We start from the raw sequence: 22,613 nt of genomic DNA on the forward strand, positions 1-22,613 counted from the left end.
TTAAAGGTTCTTTGTTAAAAAATAAGTTGACACTAATACTGACAATATAGAAGCTATAGTTGTAAAATTCTGTATTGCAGTTTGCCCCGCTCCTATAACTTTTCGTTTTAATGGTTTTACCATAATAATATCATTAGACTGTATATAGTAGAACGGAGATTGCATTGCTTTAATATCTGTTAAATCAATATGGTGTATTTTTTGTCCACCTGGATACTGTCTAATAATCAGAATATCTTTTCTATCAGCCGTCGCAGGAAGGTCTCCTGCATTTGCTAATGCTTCAATAATATTTACACGTTCTTGAAATATAGTATAAACGCCTCCACCTCCTTCTCCAGTCACCGTATATTTTAAACCTGATAATTTTACCGTTACAAATATTTCAGCAGTTTCTTTAAAATATTGCTTTAGAAGTTCGTTTGAAACTTTATTTTTAATCTCTTCAATGGTATAACCCAATACATTAATTTTTCCTAAAATTGGAAAATCAATATTACCATGTAAATCAACCGTGAATCCGCTAAAATATAACCCACCACCTCCAGATCCTCCGCTAGCACTTTCAATAGGATTAAAAATATCAACAAGCTCCTTATCTAACGCCTTAACATTAATGCTTAATATATCACCAATTTGTACTCTATAAGGCTTGGTAATTTCGTTTAAAATAGTCTCTGAGCTAGCAGTACCATCCTTGTCTTGAAGGTAAACAACATCTTTATTAGTTATACATGAAGTAGATAGAACACTTACTATTATCCCTAAAAATAAAAAAAAACGTTTTAGCATTGGGGTATTGATTTAAGCAAATATAACTTTTCGTCGTGAATAATAAAACTCCCATCGGATATTTTGGTTTTTTGTCCGTTATTTGCAAAAAAGTTTACTAGTGAATTACTTAACTGTTGAAAATATATCTAAATCTTATGGAGAGCTAACTCTTTTCGAAAACATTTCATTTAGTATACATAAAGACCAAAAAATTGCCTTTGTGGCTAAAAATGGTACTGGCAAAACATCTATTTTAAATATTCTTTCTGGTGATGATGTTGCCGACTCAGGGGAAGTAATTTATAGAAAAGATATTAAGGTATCGTTTCTTTCACAAGACCCTAAATTTGATAAGTCGTTAACAATAGAAGAAGCCATTTTTAAGAGTGACAATCCTATTTTAAAAATTATATCTAATTACGAGAAATCGCTCCTAAATCCTGAAGATACAGATTCTTATCAAGCGGCATTTGAAGCTATGGAACGCCACCAAGCATGGGATTTTGAAACCCTTTACAAACAAATTCTTTTCAAATTAAAACTTGATGATTTATCCCAAAAAATAAGCACACTATCTGGCGGGCAAAAAAAGCGTTTAGCACTCGCCAATGCATTAATTAATAAACCTGATTTATTGATTTTAGATGAACCCACCAATCATTTAGATTTAGAAATGATTGAATGGCTTGAAGCCTTTTTTGCAAAAGAGAACATGACGCTTTTTATGGTTACTCATGATAGATATTTTTTGGAGCGTGTTTGTAATGAAATTATTGAGTTAGATGAAGGCCAGCTATACAGCTATAAAGGTAATTACTCATACTATCTTGAAAAGCGAGATGCCCGTATAGAGCGTGAAGCTGTTGAAACAGGTAAAGCCAAACAATTATTTAAAAAGGAACTAGATTGGATGCGTAGGCAACCCAAAGCGCGAACTACTAAATCTAAATCTAGAATAGACGATTTTGCAGATATTAAACACAGAGCGCATCAACGCAGAAACGATCATGAAGTTCAATTAGAACTTAACATGGAACGTTTAGGAAGCAAAATTCTAGAATTCCACAAAGTATCAAAAGCATTTAAAGACAAGATTATTTTAGATGGCTTCGATTATACCTTCAAAAAGGGAGAACGTGTTGGTATTATTGGTAAAAACGGCACAGGTAAAACCACATTTTTAAATATTTTAACCCAGACGGCTCAACCAGATTCTGGTAAAGTTGTGAAGGGCGACACCATAAAATTTGGATATTATACGCAAAACGGGATAACCATAAAACCTGAACAAAAAGTTATTGATGTCATACGCGAGTTTGGTGATTACATTCCATTAAAAAAAGGCCGACAAATTAGTGCGCAACAACTATTAGAACGATTTTTATTCAGTAGAAAAAAGCAATATGATTTTGTTGAAAAATTAAGTGGTGGTGAGCGCAAACGACTTTATCTATGTACGGTTTTAATTCAAAATCCGAATTTTTTAATACTTGATGAGCCAACAAACGATTTAGATATTGTAACACTTAATGTATTGGAAAGTTTTCTTTTAGATTTCCCTGGTTGCATTATTGTAGTGTCGCATGATCGTTATTTTATGGATAAAGTTATTGATCATTTATTTGTATTTAGAGGCGAAGGTGTAATTGAAGATTTTCCTGGAAATTATACGGATTACAGAGTATATGAAGATAGCCAACCTGTAATTTCAAATACCGAGTCATCTGAAGATAAAAAAGAAAAAACATCTTGGAAACAGAACGAAGCCTCAAAACTTTCTTTTAATGAAGAAAAAGAATTGCGAAATATTGAAAGTAAGTTGAATTCTTTAAATTTTTACAAAAAAGAAATAGAACATAAATTCAATAATCCAGAATTATCGCAAGACGATATAAATAAACTCTCAGAAGATTTGCAGATAATCATTGATACCATTGAAGCGAAAGAAGAACGTTGGTTTGAACTATCTTCAAAACTAGAAGGTTAATTTTTTTTGGTAATGCTATAAGTTGTAAAGTTTCATTTGAAAAATCATTGTCCCCTCGAGCGCAGTCGAGAGGTTTTATTAATACTAACAAAACATACGGTCATAACTGTGCTCGGGCAAACATAGTAATATGTTTTATCAAATTTCATCATATTTAAAATTCCTTTTAAAATCCACCAATCAACATGGGGTGCACTCCCCTTTTGTGTACGATTTAGTTACAAAATGCTTTTATGATAAAACAAGGTATAAAGCATATCATTCTATATTTAACTATAAAAAATTGTTGCTTCAAAATAAGTCTACTATTTCTGTTACTGATTTAGGCGCCGGTTCTCAAGTCATGAAGAACCAAAAACGCTTGATATCACAAATGGCGAAAAATGCTGGAACAACTATTAATCGAACTAAACTCCTTTTTAGACTTACTCAATATTTTAAACCTGAAAATATTTTAGAATTAGGAACGTCATTAGGTATTGCAACCCATGCCATGAGTTTAGGCAACCTTAATGCTAGAATTATAACTATTGAAGGATGCCCAAATATTTCTAAATTTTCAGAAAGAAATTTTAAAAATGAGAATCTAAATAACATGAAGTTGATAACTGGTGAATTTCACAATGAAATTAAAAAACTAAAACCGAATAAATTCGATTTTATATTCTTTGATGGAAATCATCAAAAAGAAGCTACTTTACAATATTTTGAATCACTTTTGGAGACTGCTCACAACGAATCCGTTTTTATTTTCGATGATATTTATTGGTCTAAAGGTATGACTGAAGCTTGGGAAATCATAAAAAACCATCCAAAAGTTACGGTAACCATTGATACTTATTTTTGGGGATTTGTATTTTTCAGAAAAGAACAACTAAAAGAACACTTTACAATAAGAGTTTAATTCCGAAAAACAAATGAAGTCAAGTTGAGCGCAGTCGAAACCTAATTAAATTATTAGGATTTTCGACTACGCTCAAACTAACTTATTTTGTCGTTAAATTACTTCACTAAGTTAATCTCAACACGTCTGTTTTGTGCTCTACCAGCTTTGTACATATTGGTTGCAATGGGCCTTTTTTCACCATAGCCTATTGCTGACAATCTGCCTGGGTTAATACCATTTTTAACTAAAAAGGCTTTAACCGCAAAAGCACGATCTTCAGATAACCTTTGATTCAACTCATAACTACCAATACTATCGGTATGCCCTTCTATGGTAAACTTCGCATTAGGATATTCATTTAATACCGAAATGATTTCAAATAACACTGATGCTGACTCTGTTTTTAAAGTTGCTCTTCCTGGATTAAATAATATAACTCTTGCAAAATCATTCAATGTTTTTTGAAGCTCTTCCATAACTTCCTCCGGACAACCGTTATTCGCTACGGTACCTACTTGATCAATGCAATCGTCATCTTTATCTAAAACACCATCACCATCAGAATCTCTATAAGGACAACCTTTATTTTCTATAGGGCCGGCTTCATCAGGACAAGCATCAAGTTTGTCAATAATATCATCACCATCTTTATCACCCCAAGGGCATCCATTATTATCTTCAGGACCTGCTACTTCTGGGCATTCATCAACATCATCTAAAACACCATCTTCATCTTTATCCTCAACAGGACAACCGTTATTAGACTCAGGCCCAGGTTCTTTTGGGCAATCGTCTAACTTATCTACGATACCATCGCCGTCTTTATCTTTCGGTTGGCTTTGATAAATTGGGATTTTTAATCCTGCATAAGCATCTGCTTGTCTATTATCATCGCTAGTAAAAGACGAAATTAAAGATCCTGAGCCCACGTATAACGGACCTGCTCTAAACCCTGCGCCCATTCTTAAACCATTATTTTCAATCACGCTTAATGGTAAATAAAAACTAAACCACTTACTTTCGTAACGCGGTGTTAAGGATACCACATTAGCTATTCTATTAGCTGTGATTCGTTCCTTAGACATCAATGAAAAATCGGTATTTAAATTTAAATAGATTTTACTATTAAGATTCCAGTCTACATTAACATGTAATGCCGTAGGCAAATCAATTTTATAACCTACACCTTCAATGGTTTTGGTATAGAAGGAATTTAAAAAAGCTTCAATGTCTTCTGCAGTTTCAAGATCCTGTTCACTTACGTTATTATTATTTATAGCATAACCTTCCTTAATGCCCTCTTTATAATTAATGAAACCAATATCTGATACTGAAATACCTAATTTTAGTTTATACTTATTTTTATCTTTAAACTGATATGGGCTAGATTCATCAGCATCATAATCTGTATGATCTGGTCTAAATTCATAAACAAAACCTAAGTCTACTCCAAAACCGCTAGCGTTTTTAGGCGTTTTATAATCGTAGTCATCATTGTCAAAATTATCAAATCGCCCATAGGTTAATGTTCCAGTAGTTGTAATACTACCTGTAGTTTCTCCTCCTCCAAGGTCTGTTCCATCCGCATCATAATTAATTGATATATTGTTTCCAGATCCATACACATTACCTAAACCTTGCAAGTATTTTAAATTGACACCTCCTTTTACAAAATGTTGGTCCTTATCGATTAAGGTTCTCGCATAGGTTAACCCTATTTCTGCCCAAGAATGTGCTAAAACATTAATACTACCCTCGTTAAACGCAAAATCTCTTGTTGAATCGTCGTCTATAACCGCTATGGAATTTCCGTTAATATCATAAGCATTTACAAATGCACGAGCTCTTGAAAAAACAGCAATGGAGCTATTTTTAGACAAATTAAACATAAATGAAGGACCTAAAACATCAACATTTAAGCCTCCACTATTAATATCTTTTGGGTGTGTTTTAGCTTCCAAATCGAAACTATAGCCGTCTTTTGTAGTATCCCAAATATTAATTCCATAATAATCGTTAGTAGCAAAAGCACTTAGCCCTGTTAGATTAATATCGGTTTTAAAACGAGAATCTGTAATATTCGCAGGGTTAGAAATAAGACCATGAACACCGCTGTAGTTATCTGTAAGAAATCCTAGGTATGATTGACTGTTAACTAAAAGTGAGCATGTGAAAAAAAACGTGAGTAAGGTAATTTTTTTCATGGTTAGAGTTTATTGTTATAGCTAGTAACAAATTTAATTTTTTCTATCCATAAAATACTTACAAATTAAATTGAAAAGTCCTTATTTATAAAGAAGATATCAACAAATGGTATTAAAAAATGCTTTGTGAAACTCTTAAAAAAGCAATAACTTCGTGCTTATGAAAATCTACACCAAAACTGGGGATAAAGGTACTACTGCATTATTTGGTGGCACACGAGTACCTAAGCACCACATAAGAATAGAAAGCTATGGTACCGTAGACGAATTAAACTCGCATTTAGGTTTAATACGCGATCAAGACATCAGCCAGAATTATAAAGACCGGATTATTGAAATTCAGTCAAAATTATTTACCATTGGTGCTATTCTAGCTACGGACCCTGAAAAAGCGGTATTAAAAAATGGTAAAGAACGCTTGAATATTGAAAAAATTTCTGCAAAAGATATTGAACTTTTAGAGCAGGACATGGATACTATGAATGAGGCCTTACCGCCCATGACTCATTTTGTACTTCCTGGTGGCCACCAAACCGTGTCATTCTGTCATATAGCGCGTTGTGTATGCCGTAGAGCGGAACGATTAGCCACTGCGCTTAACGATTTGGAACCTTTTGAAGCGAATGCACTGACTTACCTAAACCGTCTTTCTGACTACCTTTTTGTATTGGCACGAAAGTTGTCTTTTGATTTACAAGCAAACGAAATTAAGTGGATTCCTGAGAAGAAATAAAAGCTTGAAGTTTGAAGTAAGCAGTAATTAAATAACTAATTGTTGAATACTAAAAACAGCAGACTTACCCGCGTTAGGGATTGCAGAGAAAAGCCCACAGCGAAACCAATTAATATCGGGAGCGCGAGGACTTGTAACGTAAAGCCCGACCCTTTTTTGGAGTAACGCCCACGTCTCGATAAAATTCCAAAAAAAAAATTGGAATCACTCGAAGTGACATGAACAATTTATTTGCTACATTATTATTAACCTCGCAGGAATAATTGCAAGGGTTTAGATTACAAAAAGATACGTTCTTAAAATTAATGAGTAAATAATTCATTTTTTTCTTGCCTGTTTAAACTAAAAAATTATTTTTGCAAAAAATTAAACACAAAGAAATGTATTGGACATTAGAATTAGCATCGTATTTAAGTGATGCGCCTTGGCCAGCAACAAAAGACGAGTTGATAGATTACGCCATTAGAACTGGAGCTCCTTTGGAGGTTGTAGAAAACTTACAATCTATTGAAGATGAAGGAGATTCTTATGACTCTATTGAAGAAATCTGGTCTGATTATCCTACCGATGAGGATTACCTCTGGAATGAAGATGAATATTAATAAAGCATAAAGAATAGTTAAAAAGTCTCGATTTGAGGCTTTTTTTTTGTTCTTAACCGTAAAAAAAGCGTAACAAAATGTATCTTTGAATGCCTTTTGATTGGGCACCTATTATAACGAACAAAACCTAGGGTAATCCTAGATAAAATATATAAAATAATACCAATGAGTTTTTTAAATTCTGTACTAAAAATGTTTGTTGGCGACAAGTCTAAACAAGACGTGAAAGCCATTACACCTATTGTTGATAAAATTAAAACTTTTGAAGCCGCTCTTGAGGCTTTATCTCATGATGAGTTGAGGGCTAAAACTGCCGAATTCAAGGCTAAAATTGCTGAAGCCAACGCCGATATTGACAAGCAAATTGAAAATTTAAAGATAGAAGCTGAAAATACTGAAGATATTGACAGACGTGAAGACATTTATCAAGACATTGATAAACTAAATGATGATGCTTACAAAATTACTGAAGATGTTTTAAATGATATTTTACCTGAAGCCTTTGCGGTAGTAAAAGAAACTGCTAAGCGTTTTGTAGATAACACCAATATTACAGTTACAGCTAATGAATTTGACCGTACGTTATCTGGTGAGAAAGATTATATCACACTTGATGATGACAAAGCGGTTTGGGCAAATTCTTGGGATGCAGCTGGTAAACCTATTACTTGGGACATGGTGCACTACGATGTGCAGTTAATTGGTGGTATTGCCATGCATCAAGGTAAAATTGCCGAAATGCAAACTGGAGAAGGTAAAACGTTGGTTGCAACCTTGCCGGTTTACTTAAACGCCCTTGCTGGGAAAGGTGTGCATTTAGTAACAGTAAACGATTATTTAGCGAAACGTGATAGCGCGTGGATGGCTCCAATATTTGAGTTTCACGGGTTAAGTGTAGATTGTATTGATTACCATCAACCCAACTCTGCAGCACGTAGAAAGGCTTACAATGCCGATATTACTTATGGTACTAACAACGAGTTTGGTTTTGATTACTTGCGTGATAACATGTCTCATGCCCCAGAAGATTTAGTGCAACGTCCGCATCACTACGCTATAGTGGATGAGGTAGATTCAGTTTTGGTTGATGATGCGCGTACACCGCTTATTATTTCGGGTCCTATTCCAAAAGGCGATCGCCATGAATTCACAGAATTAAAGCCCAAAGTTGACGATATTGTTTCGGTACAACGTAAATATTTAACGGGTGTTTTAGCCGAGGCTAAAAAATTAATTAATGAAGGTGATACTAAAGAAGGTGGTTTTAAACTATTACAAGTCTATCGTGGTATTCCTAAAAACAAAGCTTTAATAAAGTTTTTAAGTGAAGAAGGTGTTAAGCAATTACTTCAAAAAACAGAGAACTTTTTCATGCAAGACAACAACCGTGAAATGCCAAAGGTTGATGCCGATTTGTACTATGTAATTGAAGAAAAAAACAATCAAATTGAATTAACCGATAAAGGTGTTGAATACATTTCTGGAAAAGATGATCCAGACTTTTTCATTCTACCAGAAATAGGTATTGAAATTGCCAAAATTGAAGAAAAAGGACTTAGCAAAGAGGAAGAAGCGAGTTTAAAAGAAGATTTATTCAAGGAATTTGGTGTAAAATCTGAACGCATACATACCTTAAATCAACTGCTTAAAGCATATGCTTTATTTGAAAAAGATACACAATATGTGGTGATGGACAATAAAGTGATGATTGTTGATGAACAAACGGGGCGTATTATGGATGGTCGTCGATATTCTGACGGTTTACATCAAGCCATTGAAGCCAAAGAAAATGTAAAAATTGAAGATGCTACGCAAACCTTTGCCACAGTAACACTTCAAAATTACTTTAGAATGTACCGTAAACTCTCTGGTATGACAGGTACTGCGGTAACTGAAGCCGGTGAGTTCTGGGAAATTTACAAATTAGATGTGGTTGAAATTCCAACCAACCGCCCTATAGCCCGTGATGATAAAGAAGATTTGGTTTATAAAACCAAGCGTGAAAAATACAACGCTGTTATTGACGATGTTACAAGATTATCAGAAGCAGGACGTCCTGTTTTAATTGGTACAACATCGGTAGAAATTTCTGAGTTACTGGGTAAAATGCTAAGCATCCGTAAAATACCGCACAACGTATTAAATGCAAAACAACATAAAAAAGAGGCTGAAATTGTAGATCAGGCAGGTAAATCTGGACAAGTAACTATAGCAACCAATATGGCTGGTCGTGGTACCGATATTAAATTATCAGATGAAGTAAAAGCTGCAGGTGGTTTAGCCATTGTAGGTACAGAACGTCATGATTCGCGTCGTGTAGACAGACAGTTACGTGGTCGTGCTGGTCGTCAAGGAGATCCAGGAAGCTCACAATTTTATGTATCTCTTGAAGATAACTTGATGCGTTTATTTGGTTCTGAACGAATTGCGAAAATGATGGATAAAATGGGATTGAAGGAAGGTGAAGTAATTCAGCATTCCATGATTTCAAAATCTATTGAGCGTGCACAGAAAAAAGTTGAAGAAAATAACTTTGGTGTTCGTAAGCGATTGTTAGAATATGATGATGTTATGAATGCGCAACGTGAAGTTGTTTATAAACGTAGAAAGCACGCCTTACATGGTGAGCGTTTACGTGTGGATTTAGCAAATATGATCTTTGATACTACTGAAGGTATTGCTGAAACCAATAAAATGGCCAACGATTTTAAAAATTTCGAATTTGAATTGATTCGTTATTTCTCAATGAGTTCGCCAATAACTGAAGACGAATTTGGAAAACTATCGGCTCAAGAAATTACATCTAAAATATACAAATCGGCTTTTGAACATTACAGAGATAAAATGACTCGTAATGCTGAAATTGCTTTTCCTGTAATTAAAAATGTATACGAAACACAGCGCGATAAATTCAAACGTATTGTCGTGCCTTTTACAGATGGAGTAAAAACGCTAAATGTTGTTACCGACCTTGAAAAAGCATATGAAACCAACGGTAAACAATTAATTACCGATTTTGAAAAGAACATTACTTTAGCAATTATTGATGATGCTTGGAAAACGCATTTACGTAAAATGGATGAGTTAAAACAATCGGTTCAATTGGCTGTTCACGAACAAAAAGATCCGCTTTTAATTTACAAATTTGAAGCTTTTGAATTGTTTAAAGCTATGATTGACCAAGTGAATAAAGATGTGATTTCATTCTTATTTAAAGGAGAATTACCTCAAGAAACACAAGATACCATTCAAGAAGCTCGTGCTAGAAAACAGGAAAAACTGAATGTTCAAAAAGATGAAATTCCTAATCTAGACGAACGCTCAGCACAAAATAGAGCTGCAGGAAATACACAACGTAGACAAGAAGTTGTTGAAACGATTGTTCGCGATAAACCTAAAATTGGACGTAATGATCGTGTAACTATTAAGCACGTGATAAATGGTGAAAACAAAACCTTAAAATACAAACAAGCAGAACCTCTATTATCTAAAGGGGATTGGGTATTGGTTGAGGATTAATCTATATCCAGCATAAATTAAAATGAACCCGATATAAATTATCGGGTTTTTTTATATCTAAAAAATAAGCCTTAAAAGTCATCTTTATTTTTTTATGTATTTTTCCTAAACGTAATCTGCTAATTTGCGGTACTTTTTAGGACTCATACTTATGATAGACTTTTCACTTCTAATAGCTGTATTTTCTGGAATAGCTGTTTTGCTGATACTAATTCTTCGCTTTAAAATTCAGGCATTCATAGCGTTACTTATTGCTAGTATTGTTGTAGGAGTTATGGCTGGAATGTCGCCAGAAGCCATCATCAAAACCATGCAAGAAGGCATGGGAAACACCTTAGGCTTTGTTGCTATGGTTGTTGGGTTAGGTGCTATGTTCGGAGCCATTTTAGAACATTCTGGTGGTGCCGAAGCGCTCGCCAATTACTTGCTTGAAAAATTCGGCGAAAAACGTGCCTCTTGGGCTTTGATGCTTACTGGGTTTTTTGTGGCAATTCCGGTATTTTTCGATGTGGCATTCATCATTTTAGTGCCTTTAATTTATTCATTACAACGTAAAACTAAAAAATCACTTTTACTTTATGGCATGCCGCTTCTAGCAGGATTAGCCATAACTCATGCTTTTATACCACCAACTCCAGGACCTGTTGCCGTAGCCGATATTTTAAAAGCAGATTTAGGTTGGGTTATTTTATTTGGCTTTATCGTTGGAATTCCATCAGCCATTGCCAGTGGGCCATTATTTGCAAAATACATTTCGAAAAGAATATTTGTGGAAGCTCCTAAATTGATAGAAACTAACCAAGAAACGCATAATTTTCCTGGAATTGGTGTGATACTTTCAATTATTGGCATTCCTATTATTTTAATAGTTGGTAATACGCTTCTCAACAGTCCTTTATTGGAAGATGTCAACATCTCTGAAAATATTAAGTCTTGGTTAAAAATGATTGGGCATCCCTTTACCGCATTAATAATTGCTAATATGATGGCATGGTATGTTTTAGGGATAAGAAGACAAACCACTAAAGATATTTTATTAAAAATAACTACAGCATCCATGGCTCCTGCTGGAATTATAATTCTACTTACAGGTGCTGGTGGCGTTTTTAAACAAATGCTTGTCAATACCAAAACTGGTGAAATGCTGGCTAATTATTTTGCTGATAAAGGTGTTAGTATTTTAGTTTTTGCCTTTTTAGCTGCTGTTTTGGTTCGCATCTTACAAGGCTCTGCAACGGTAGCAATGATAACTGCCGCAGGATTAACTGCTCCTTTATTGTTGGGTGATTCCACAGAAATAAGCAAAGCCCTTTTGGTAATTGCTATTGCTTCTGGTGCATCTATTATGTCTCATGTAAACGATAGTGGGTTCTGGTTAGTTAGTAAATACCTCGGACTATCGGAAAAACAGACCTTTAAAAGCTGGACAGTAATGACTACTATTATAGCATTAGTAGGCTTTAGCACGGTTTGTTTGTTATGGATGATTTTCTAAAATATATTTAAATCAAAATAATTTTTGAATTCAAAAAAAGACTAATTTTGTTTAAAATTTTAATGGCGATAAGCTAATTTAATGCAAAAATATATTGTTGTCAATCAACCTGAAAAATGGAATTTTTCGATTGAGAATATTACGGTAATTTCTTCACAAGATTACTTAACAAACCCAAAATTTTCAGTACTCAAAAAAGCTCGAATATTTAATCTCTGTAAAGAGTATAACTACCAATCGAAAGGTTATTACGTGTCACTTCTTGCTGAAGCGCGAGGGCATTTAGCTATTCCTACGGTAAAAAATATTGTCGATTTAAAAACTTTAAAGCTTGTTAGAATTGTTTCTGATGAATTTGACGATATTATTCAGCAAAGTCTTAAAAACATTAAATCTAGAGAATTTACATTGAGTATTTATTTCGGACAGAATGTAGCTCAAAAATACAAGGAGTTAAGCACATTATTTTATAAACATTTTCAAGTACCGTTTTTTCGTGTGAAATTTAATTTTAATACGAAGTGGAATATTCAAAGTGTGAAAGTGATTTCAGAATCTGAAATTCCGCAAGAGCATCTCGAAAGTGTTCAAGAATTTGCTAATCAGTATTTTTCTAAGAAGCGATACGATTCACCTAAATTAACCAAAAGTGAATTCGATTTGGCTATTTTGGTAAACCCCAACGATCCTGCACCACCAAGTAATCCAAAGGCCTTAAAAAAGTTTATTGAAATTGCAGAAAAGATGAATATTTATGCCGAAATTATTGAGCCTAAAGATTTATCGCGATTATCATCCTTTGACGCTTTATTTATTAGACAGAGCACCGAAGTTAATAACGAAGCCTACGCTTTTTCGCGAAAAGCACAACAAGAAGGCATTGCTATTATTGATTATCCGGATGCCATTCTAAAATGCTGTAACAAAGTGTATATGGCCGAAGCGCTTCAAAATGCTAATATTAAAACACCTAAAACAGTTATTGTACATAAAGACAATCTGAATCAAGTCTTGGAACTTACTGGTTTACCGTGTGTTCTAAAAGCTCCAGATTCTACATTTTCATTTGGGGTAAAAAAGGCAAAAACCAACGAAGAATTTTTTGAATTGGCGAACGCCATGTTAAAAGAATCCGACTTAATTATTGCTCAAGAGTTCTGTCCTTCAGATTACGATTGGCGTATTGGTATTCTAGATGGTACACCCTTTTTCGCTTGTAAATATTACATGGCTAAAGGGCATTGGCAAATTTATAACTGGAAAGCTAAAAAGAAAACCGAACAAGATGGTGATGCCGATTGTCTACCAATTGATGCTGTGCCGAAAAAAGTACTAAAAATGGCCCTAAAATCTGCTAAACTTATTGGAGATGGTTTGTTAGGAATTGATATTAAAGTGGTAAATGAAAAGCCAATGGTTATAGAAATTAACGATAACCCAAATATCGATTTTGGTGTTGAAGATGGGTATTATGGCGATTTGGTTTATACTGAGATATTAACGGCATTTAAAAATAGGTTGGACTAACATGAGTAAAACATATCATTTGTTTGAAGTATTTGGTATCGAGCTGGAATACATGCTCGTTAACAAAACAGATTTTAAAGTGGCGCCTAAAGTAGATTCATTATTGACTATCAAAAATGGCACTTTGACTGATGACATTTATAATGGCGACGTGGCTTGGAGTAACGAATTGGTGGCGCATGTTGTGGAGTTAAAAACAAACGGACCAACCCACGATTTGGATTCACTTGCCGATTCTTTTCATAACAACATAAAAGAAATCAATGCGATTTTAAGTACTATAAATGCGCAATTATTACCAACCGCAGCGCATCCACTCATGAATCCGTTAACCGATACCGAGCTTTGGAAACATAGTTATAGCGAAGTTTATGCCTTGTACAATCGCATTTTTAACTGTAAAGGACATGGTTGGAGCAACGTACAAAGTACGCACATTAACTTGCCATTTTTTGATGATATAGAGTTTGAAAAACTACATGCAGCTGTACGATTGATTTTGCCTATCATTCCAGGCTTATGTGCAAGTTCACCTATATTGGAAGGCAAAAACACAGGCTTTAAAGATACCCGATTAGAATATTACAAAACCAATCAAAAAGAAATTCCAGAAATGACTGGTATGGTAATTCCTGAACAGGTGTTTTCGAAAAAAGACTATGAAACTTTCATTTTCACTCCGATTAACAAAGCCATAAAACCTTTTGATACGGAGCATATTTTAGATCATTATTTTCTAAACTCCAGAGGTGCTATTGCCCGTTTTGATAGAAATGCTATTGAAATTAGGTTGGTTGATATTCAAGAATGCCCAAAAGCAGATATTGCCATTTGTGTTTTAATTATTGAAGTAATTAAACTTCTTGTTGAGAATAAAACATCTACCCTCAACCAGCAAAAATCATGGTCGAAGGAATCGTTATATAGTATTTTGAATCCGTGCATCAAAGAAGGTGAAAATTATATTGTAACAGACTTAACTTATTTAAATTTGTTCGAAATAGAACAAGCCTGTACTGTTCAAGACATTTGGAAACAACTCTATCAATTGGTTAAACCAAATATTCATAAATCTCATTATGAAGCACTTCAACATATTCTGGAAAATGGGACATTATCAACCCGTATTTTAAAAGCTGTTGCCAATAATTATTCAGAAGATAACATCAAAAAAGTGTATCAGCAACTCGCAAAATGTTTGCAAGAAAACAAGCTTTTTGTACCATGAAACTTATAGTAACATGCGAACATGGAGGCAATGATATACCAAAGCCCTTTAAAAAATACTTTAAAGATTCCACATCTGTTTTAAACTCACACCGCGGTTATGATTTGGGCGCTTTAGATATTTTTAAATCTTTAGAACCTCTTGCGGATTATGCTTTGTATTCTGAAACAAGTAGATTGCTTATTGAACTCAATAGGTCGTTGCATCATCCCAAATTATTTTCAGAATTCACAAAAGGTATTCCTAAACAAGAAAAAGAAAGCATTATTCAATCGCATTATTTGGTGTATCGCAATCAAGTTGAAAACACTATTAAAAGTTGGATTGATAACGGTGAAGCTGTTTTACATATTTCTATGCATTCTTTTACGCCTATTTTAAACAAGGTTGAAAGACACTGCGACCTTGGCTTGTTATATGATTCTAAAAAACAAGGTGAAAAGACATTTGCTACTAATTTCAAAGAAGACCTAAAGGCTCAAAACCCAAACTTAATTGTACGTTTTAACTATCCGTATTTAGGAAAAGCGGACGGGTTTACCACCTACTTACGCAAACAATTTCCATCAAATTATCTGGGTATTGAGGTTGAAGTGAATCAAAAATATGCTCAACACAATCAAATGCATTTTGAAATTAAAGAAGTTATCATTTTAGCTTTAAAAGATTTATTGACTACTTGATTTTGTAATAAATTTCAACTAACTTCGTTTAACGTCGGACATAAAACATTTAAACGTTTGATATCCGCCTGAGTTAGCAAATATTAAAGTAAAAAATAATCGTTCCAACTATGAAACAAACTTATATTTTATTGATCATTATTGTATTGAATATTACTCTGTCAAATGCACAAACTATGGATTTGATTACTAATCTTGATTGTACTTGTCGTTTAGCATTTAAGGGTGATGAGCTATATTTTTCGGAATACGGTTCAGGCAAAATTTCTAAAATAAACGTAACGGAAATCAATCCGGTACCAACAACTATTTTTACGGGGCTTAATGGACCAACTGCTCTTGCCTTTAACGGTGATGAATTATACATTGCTGAGGCTAGTGGAAATAAAATCTCTAAAATAGACATTACCGATACCACACCAGTTTTGACGAATGTTATATCAGGACTTGATTGGCCTTATTCAATTGCAATTAAAGACAATGAATTATATTTCACTGAGTTTCTGGGTGAAATTTCTAAAATTAATATTTCACAAACATCGCCAATCCAAACTACATTGTTAACCCTTGGACGGCAGAATAAAATTGTATTTAACGGAAATGATTTATATATAGCTGAATTTACTCTTGGAAAAATTACAAAAATAGATATTACGGATAGTACACCAAATACTGTCTATATAGCTTCTATAGATTATCCTAGCGGAATTACCCTCGACGATGAGGATTTATTTTTTGCTCATAATTACGAAAATATTATTTCAAAAAAGAATATAATTAATGATGAAGAAACAACATTAGTTACAGGAATTAACGGACCTTCAGATCTTGAGATTAAGGATAATATTTTATACATAGTTCAGGCAGATAAAATTACTAAACTAGATTTATCCGCGCTTTCAATTAAGAATCATAATCTAATCAATAGAGTGAAATTATTTCCCAACCCAGTTGAGGATATTATTCAAGTTTCACATTTGACAAAAGATACAAACTTCAAAATATATAATATTCTAGGAGTGCAGGTATTAAATGGGTCTTTATCAAAAGACGGTTTTATAAATATCGAACATCTAAATAAAGGATTTTATTTTTTGAATCTTGAAAATAAAAATGTTTTAAAGTTTTTTAAAAAATAACTGTTACCAACAACGGCTATAATCCATTGTTTGCAAAATGATTATCCAAAAATCATTAAATTTAACTTGGCATGATTCCTACAATGAAATTCTACCTAATTTCTTCGTAACGGAATCAAAGCCTTAACCTTTAAACGAACCCAAAAAAATCTCAAAGCTTCAACAGCAAATTCGGGTCGGGACAATTCAATCTATAAAACTCTAAATCTTTTTTAGAACAGACTCCAGGATAATCACCTTTTAATCCTTGTAAATCTTTTATTATTTGGAAATGTAAATGAGGTGGATAATTTCCATTGACTGTTTCATCACCTAAAACAGCAAATGGTTCTCCTTTAGAAATGAGTTGTCCTTCTTGTAAATTTTCAATAGAATCTGCGCTTAAATGCCCGTAAAGGGTATAAAATACAACACCTTCAATAGTATGTTTTAAGATGATTGTTGGTCCGTAATCGCCATAATTCGTATTATTCTTAAAACTATGAATTGTTCCAGAAAAAGGCGCATAAATAGGTGATTTAGAGGCACACCATAAATCTATTCCAATATGAATATTACGTTCATCCTGCGCTTGACTATTAAAATGTTCACTTCTTTTATAAATATTTCGAACTTCTAAATAACCGCCATAAGCTACTTCGGCTTGATGCTGAGAGATGAAATTATTAACGTATTTGCCTAATTTTGAAGCAGACGATACATCAATAGCATTAAGCGTGTCGTTGTTTTCAGATAAATCCATGCTAACGTATTTAGACGCCTGAATAGTAGGACCTAAAACTCGAATAGGTTTAGCACTAATGTTAAATAGAAAATCTGAAAAATTCAATGGAATGACATTTAAAAATACATACTCAAAAGTATTAAAATATTACATTTTATGCGATTAAATAATATTTTTGCATCTATGGAAAATTTAGTTCAGGTTACAAAAAAATTACACCGCGCAGTAGGTGCAGCTATCGAGCAATTTACAATGATTGAAGATGGCGATAAAATTATGGTTTGTCTGTCTGGTGGTAAAGACAGTTACACCTTGTTGCAAATGATGTTACACTTCCAAAAAGTGGCACCCATTTCGTTTGAAATTATAGCGGTTAACCTCGACCAAAAACAACCGGGTTTTCCAGAAGAAGTCTTACCAAACTATCTTGATGCCTTGGAGGTTGACTATAAAATTATAGAAAAAAACACCTATAAAGTTGTTATGGAAAAAACACCCGAAGGCAAAACCACCTGTAGCCTTTGCTCGAGATTGCGTCGTGGCACGTTGTACGAAGCTGCCAAAGATTTAGGGTGTAACAAACTGGCATTAGGGCATCATAGAAACGATATTTTAGAAACCTTTTTATTAAATTTCTTTTTTGCTGGAAAACTAGAAACCATGCCTCCAAAATTTAAAAATGACGCCGGCGATTTAGTGATTTTAAGACCTTTAGCTTTTTGTAAAGAGAGTGATATTGAGGTGTATGCGCATCACATGAATTTCCCGATAATCCCTTGTAATTTATGTGGTTCGCAAGAAAACCTACAACGTAAAAAAGTAAAACAAATGATAGCCGATTGGGAAACGGATTTTCCTGATAGAAGTTCTGTGATGATGCATGCCTTACAAAACGTGTATCCGTCACATTTGTTAGACCATAAAATCTATAACTTTAATACGCTTGAAGAATTGATACCTAAAAACAGTTTGGTTTAAGATTTATTGCGCCGTAACAACTTCAGCGTATAAATCGAAATCTTCGGCTTCAATAATTTTAACCCGAGCAAATTCTCCTGTTTTTAAATAGGTTTTTGTAGCATCTATTAAAACTTCGTTATCAACATCAGGCGAATCAAACTCGGTACGCCCAATAAAGTAATTCCCTTCTTTTCTATCAATAACTACTTTAAATGTTTTACCAATTTTTTGTTGGTTGAGCTCCCAAGAAATTTGCGACTGAATTTCCATAATTTGGTTGGCTCTTTCAATTTTAACTTCTTCAGGCACATCGTCTTCTAAATTATAAGCATGTGTGTTTTCTTCATGAGAATAAGTAAAACAGCCTAAACGCTCAAAACGCATGTCTTTCACCCATTGTTTTAATTCTTGAAAATGTGCTTCGGTTTCTCCCGGATATCCCACAATAAGTGTGGTTCTAATAGTCATTTCTGGAACAGCTTCTCTAAATTGGGAAATTAACTTAGTTGTTTTCTCTTTAGTCGTACCACGACGCATACTCTTTAAGATATCATCTGAAATATGCTGCAGCGGAATATCTAAATAATTACAAATCTTTGGCTCACGATTCATAACGTCTAAAACATCCAACGGAAAACCTGTTGGAAATGCATAATGCAAACGAATCCACTCCACGCCTTCTACCTTCACTAAAGCTTCAAGCAATTCAGCAAGGTTTCGTTTTTTGTATAAATCTAACCCGTAATACGTTAAATCTTGAGCAATTAAAATTAATTCTTTAACTCCGTTTGCCGCTAACTTTTCAGCTTCAATAACAATCTCTTCAATAGGCGTACTTTTATGTTTCCCTCGCATGATTGGAATCGCGCAAAAAGAACATGGTCGGTCGCAACCTTCTGCAATTTTTAAATACGCGTAATTTTTTGGGGTGGTGGTTAATCGCTCTCCAATCAATTCGTGTTTATAGTCTGCACCTAAAGCTTTTAACAAACCTGGCAACTCTGTGGTTCCAAAATATTGATCTACATTAGGTATTTCTTTTTGCAAATCTGGTTTGTAACGCTCACTTAAACAACCTGTTACAAACACTTTATCCACATCGCCAACTTCTTTCTTCTGCATATACTCCAGAATGGTATTCACACTTTCTTCCTTCGCATTATTAATAAATCCGCAGGTATTTATAACAACAATATTGCCTTCTTCTTCGTGTACCACATCTTTTCCGCTGGCTTTTAATTGCCCCATAAGCACTTCGCTGTCGTAAACATTTTTACTACAACCAAGGGTTACAACATTAATCTTGTTCTTTTTAAGAGTTTTTGTGCGCATACCATCTATAAATCAGGGCGCAAAGATACGGAATGATTAACGATTTTAGATTGACGAATTTTGATTTTTAAATTTTATAACTCTTTATAATTAAACCTTTTATATATTTGAGTGTCCAAATTTGAAATCCTACGTTATGAAATCCATATTATATTACTGTATTTTCATTTCCTTATTTGTTTTTAGCTGCTCATCTGATGATTCTTCAGAAGAATCAAGACCTACGAATACTAATCTTTATTTTCCGCCAGTTAACACTGATACTTGGGAAACAATTTTGGATACAGATTTAGGATACAACGAAACTGCAAAACAATCACTGTTAAATTATTTAGAAGAAAAAAACACCAAAGGCTTTATAATGCTCTACAACGGCCGCATTGTATTAGAGGCGTACTTTAATAATCATGATGAATCTAAACTCTGGTATTGGGCGAGTGCTGGAAAGACATTAACTTCTACCCTATCAGGTATTGCACAAGATGAAGGCCTAATTACAATGAACAAAAAAGTTTCAGACTATTTAGGGACCGGTTGGACAAATGCTGCTTTGGAAAAAGAGAACTTGATTACGTGTAAACATTTGTTATCTATGAATTCCGGTTTAGATGATACTTTAGGTGATGATGTATCTTCAAGTAATCTGCAATATGTTGCCGATGCCGGAACACGATGGGCATATCATAATGTTTATGTAAAAATGCAAGATGTTATTGCAGAGGCCTCTAATAGAAGTTGGAATGATTATTTCAATTCCAAACTGAAGGATAAAATTGGAATGAATGGCGGTTGGTTTAACATAGGTGATTTAAATGTGTATGCCAGTAACACGTTAAGTATGGCACGATTTGGCTTATTAATTTATGCCGATGGGAATTGGGATGGCACACAAATAGTTTCAAAAAGTTATTTAAACGAAGCTATAAATACATCTCAAAACATCAATGAAGCTTATGGATATTTATGGTGGCTTAATGGGAAATCGAGTTATCATTTACCACAGAGTCAGCTAGAATTTAATGGTAAATTAGTTCCGAATGCACCAGATGATATGTATGCTGCTTTAGGAAAAAACGATCAAAAAATATATGTGGTGCCTAGTAAAAAATTAGTGGTTGTTCGATTAGGAGATGCCGCAGATGGCGACAATTTTGCCTTATCTAATTTTGATAATGACTTATGGGCTAAAATTAACGCCTTTATCGATTAGGCACGACTTTCAAATGGAATGACAACACCTTTTTCAAGATAATTTTTTAGGCCATTTAAAAGCAACGCCCAACAGAACGAGGAATGTTTAAAATGGTCGTTAATTTCTGGCCAATTTTGGTGACTGAATCTTAAATACGTACCATTGTCTTTTGGTTCTAATTCAAATCCGAAGGTTGTGGGCAGCCAATCTTCGTCAGATTCTGTCATTTTTAAATGAAAAGATGCATTCACTTTTACTTTTGAAACTTTACAATACCAATTGTATTTATCTGTAAAGTTTAAGTTGTATTCTGAATTGAGTTCTGGTTTCCCTGAAGATTTTAGCGACCACCAATTATTTAAGTGTTCTGGTTGCGAAACCGCATCGAAAACTTGCTTTGGCGAAGCTTTTATTAAGAGATTGTGGTAAATATTATAACTCATTTTCAATGTTTTACATTAAAAATAGCAAAAAAAGTGGATTCCTATCTCCTCAAGAAGTAAAATCGATTATTTGAAAAAAGAATCTACAAACTCGTATTTATTAAAAACTTGTAAATCTTCAATCCCTTCGCCAACACCAATATACTTTACTGGAATTTGAAATTGATCGGATATTCCTATAACAACACCACCTTTTGCAGTTCCATCAAGTTTGGTTACGGCTAACGAAGTAACTTCTGTAGCAGCTGTAAACTGTTTAGCCTGTTCGAATGCGTTTTGTCCTGTTGAGCCATCTAAAACCAATAAAACATCATGAGGCGCATCGGCAACTACCTTTTGCATCACGCGTTTTACTTTGGTAAGCTCGTTCATGAGGTTTACCTTATTATGTAAACGACCTGCAGTATCTATTATGATAACATCGGCATCTTGACTAACGCCAGATTTTAAAGCATCGAAAGCTACGGATGCAGGATCGCTGCCCATATCTTGTCTTACCATAGGCACTTCTACGCGGTCTGCCCAAACTTGAAGCTGATCTATGGCTGCCGCTCTAAACGTATCGGCAGCACCAAGAACCACATTTAATCCTTGCTTTTTAAATTGATAAGCTAACTTGCCTATTGTTGTTGTTTTTCCAACGCCATTAACCCCTACAACCATTAATACGTATGGTGTTTTTGTTCCGTTTTCTTGTTTAGGTAATTCTGGAATTGTGAAATCGGTTTCTTCACCAACGTTGGTTTCACTTAGTAATGATGCAATTTCTTCACGAAGGATTTGGTTGAGCTCATCGGTTCCTAAATATTTATCTTTAGATACGCGCTCTTCTATGCGTTCAATAACTTTTAAAGTGGTGTTTACACCAACATCGCTACTTACTAAAACTTCTTCAAGATTATCTAATACCTCATCATCTACTTTAGACTTTCCTGCTACGGCTTTACTAAGTTTACCAAAAAAACTAGATTTAGATTTTTCTAAACCTTTATCTAGGGTTTCCTTTTTTTCTGAAGAAAATATTTTTTTAAAAAAACTCATTTCAATTATCTGATTGGTTGTTTCATTTATACTTGACTATGCGTTAGGGATTGTAGCGACATCCTTTTGCCAAAGCAAAAGATATAGCGAAAAGCCCGACCCTTGTGGTAACCTGCCTGCCGGTAGGCAGGCGCCCGAATAACA

General features: G+C 34.1%; 18 protein-coding genes. 12 read left to right on the plus strand and 6 right to left on the minus strand.

What is annotated here, in order from left to right:
- On the minus strand, positions 1–792 hold the full coding sequence (locus tag BUA46_RS05850) for a polysaccharide biosynthesis/export family protein (RefSeq protein WP_019387370.1): 792 nt from the start codon (positions 790–792) through the stop codon (positions 1–3).
- 100 nt (positions 793–892) lie between these two features.
- On the opposite strand from BUA46_RS05850, the gene BUA46_RS05855 reads away from it, so the two are divergent.
- Both BUA46_RS05855 and BUA46_RS05860 read left to right on the plus strand, forming a co-directional pair.
- Entirely contained in the window at positions 893–2,761 is a 1,869-nt protein-coding gene (locus BUA46_RS05855) for an ABC-F family ATP-binding cassette domain-containing protein (RefSeq protein WP_019387371.1), read from the plus strand.
- A gap of 130 nt (positions 2,762–2,891) precedes the next feature.
- Complete coding sequence (locus BUA46_RS05860) at positions 2,892–3,665, plus strand: O-methyltransferase (RefSeq protein ID WP_019387372.1); 774 nt, start codon at positions 2,892–2,894, stop codon at positions 3,663–3,665.
- Between the two features lie 98 nt (positions 3,666–3,763).
- Here BUA46_RS05860 and BUA46_RS05865 read toward each other — a convergent pair whose 3' ends face one another.
- Entirely contained in the window at positions 3,764–5,851 is a 2,088-nt protein-coding gene (locus BUA46_RS05865; protein ID WP_019387373.1) for a DUF5723 family protein, read from the minus strand.
- Between the two features lie 160 nt (positions 5,852–6,011).
- Here BUA46_RS05865 and BUA46_RS05870 point away from each other — a divergent pair, with 160 nt between their 5' ends.
- The 8 genes from BUA46_RS05870 (at position 6,012) to BUA46_RS05905 (ending at position 16,777) form a co-directional block, all read left to right on the plus strand.
- Complete coding sequence (locus tag BUA46_RS05870; RefSeq protein ID WP_019387374.1) at positions 6,012–6,584, plus strand: cob(I)yrinic acid a,c-diamide adenosyltransferase; 573 nt, start codon at positions 6,012–6,014, stop codon at positions 6,582–6,584.
- Between the two features lie 380 nt (positions 6,585–6,964).
- Positions 6,965–7,186 carry a DUF2795 domain-containing protein gene (locus tag BUA46_RS05875; RefSeq protein WP_019387375.1) on the plus strand — a complete coding sequence of 74 codons (222 nt, stop codon included), beginning with the start codon at positions 6,965–6,967 and terminating at the stop codon, positions 7,184–7,186.
- A gap of 165 nt (positions 7,187–7,351) precedes the next feature.
- Entirely contained in the window at positions 7,352–10,705 is a 3,354-nt protein-coding gene (gene secA / locus BUA46_RS05880; RefSeq protein ID WP_026010024.1) for a preprotein translocase subunit SecA, read from the plus strand.
- A 151-nt stretch (positions 10,706–10,856) separates the two neighbouring features.
- A complete protein-coding gene (locus BUA46_RS05885; RefSeq protein WP_019387377.1) occupies positions 10,857–12,200 on the plus strand; it encodes a GntP family permease in 1,344 nt (447 codons plus the stop codon).
- A gap of 81 nt (positions 12,201–12,281) precedes the next feature.
- Complete coding sequence (locus tag BUA46_RS05890; protein ID WP_019387378.1) at positions 12,282–13,727, plus strand: RimK family alpha-L-glutamate ligase; 1,446 nt, start codon at positions 12,282–12,284, stop codon at positions 13,725–13,727.
- A gap of 1 nt (position 13,728) precedes the next feature.
- Complete coding sequence (locus BUA46_RS05895) at positions 13,729–14,955, plus strand: glutamate-cysteine ligase family protein (protein WP_019387379.1); 1,227 nt, start codon at positions 13,729–13,731, stop codon at positions 14,953–14,955.
- Positions 14,952–15,638: an N-formylglutamate amidohydrolase gene (locus BUA46_RS05900; RefSeq protein ID WP_019387380.1), complete on the plus strand. Its 687-nt coding sequence runs from the start codon at positions 14,952–14,954 to the stop codon at positions 15,636–15,638. Before BUA46_RS05895 ends, BUA46_RS05900 begins: the two co-directional genes overlap by 4 nt.
- A 110-nt stretch (positions 15,639–15,748) precedes the next feature.
- Positions 15,749–16,777: a T9SS type A sorting domain-containing protein gene (locus BUA46_RS05905; protein ID WP_019387381.1), complete on the plus strand. Its 1,029-nt coding sequence runs from the start codon at positions 15,749–15,751 to the stop codon at positions 16,775–16,777.
- A gap of 151 nt (positions 16,778–16,928) precedes the next feature.
- On the opposite strand, the gene BUA46_RS05910 is transcribed toward BUA46_RS05905, so the two are convergent.
- Positions 16,929–17,606, minus strand: a complete 678-nt coding sequence (locus BUA46_RS05910; protein WP_019387382.1) for a peptidoglycan DD-metalloendopeptidase family protein — start codon at positions 17,604–17,606, stop codon at positions 16,929–16,931.
- Positions 17,607–17,657: 51 nt separating this feature from the next.
- Between BUA46_RS05910 and ttcA the strand changes: the two genes are divergently transcribed.
- Positions 17,658–18,479 carry a tRNA 2-thiocytidine(32) synthetase TtcA gene (ttcA, locus tag BUA46_RS05915; protein WP_143148081.1) on the plus strand — a complete coding sequence of 274 codons (822 nt, stop codon included), beginning with the start codon at positions 17,658–17,660 and terminating at the stop codon, positions 18,477–18,479.
- Between the two features lie 3 nt (positions 18,480–18,482).
- Here ttcA and rimO read toward each other — a convergent pair whose 3' ends face one another.
- Positions 18,483–19,793: a 30S ribosomal protein S12 methylthiotransferase RimO gene (rimO, locus tag BUA46_RS05920; protein WP_019387384.1), complete on the minus strand. Its 1,311-nt coding sequence runs from the start codon at positions 19,791–19,793 to the stop codon at positions 18,483–18,485.
- A 136-nt stretch (positions 19,794–19,929) separates the two neighbouring features.
- Between rimO and BUA46_RS05925 the strand changes: the two genes are divergently transcribed.
- Complete coding sequence (locus BUA46_RS05925; protein WP_019387385.1) at positions 19,930–21,003, plus strand: serine hydrolase domain-containing protein; 1,074 nt, start codon at positions 19,930–19,932, stop codon at positions 21,001–21,003.
- Here BUA46_RS05925 and BUA46_RS05930 read toward each other — a convergent pair.
- Entirely contained in the window at positions 21,000–21,428 is a 429-nt protein-coding gene (locus BUA46_RS05930; RefSeq protein WP_019387386.1) for an SRPBCC family protein, read from the minus strand. The genes BUA46_RS05925 and BUA46_RS05930 overlap by 4 nt on opposite strands.
- Before the next feature lie 66 nt (positions 21,429–21,494).
- Entirely contained in the window at positions 21,495–22,469 is a 975-nt protein-coding gene (gene ftsY, locus BUA46_RS05935; RefSeq protein ID WP_019387387.1) for a signal recognition particle-docking protein FtsY, read from the minus strand.
- Positions 22,470–22,613: the final 144 nt, after the last annotated feature.

Source organism: Algibacter luteus (assembly GCF_900141715.1).
Lineage (GTDB): Bacteria > Bacteroidota > Bacteroidia > Flavobacteriales > Flavobacteriaceae > Arenitalea > Arenitalea lutea.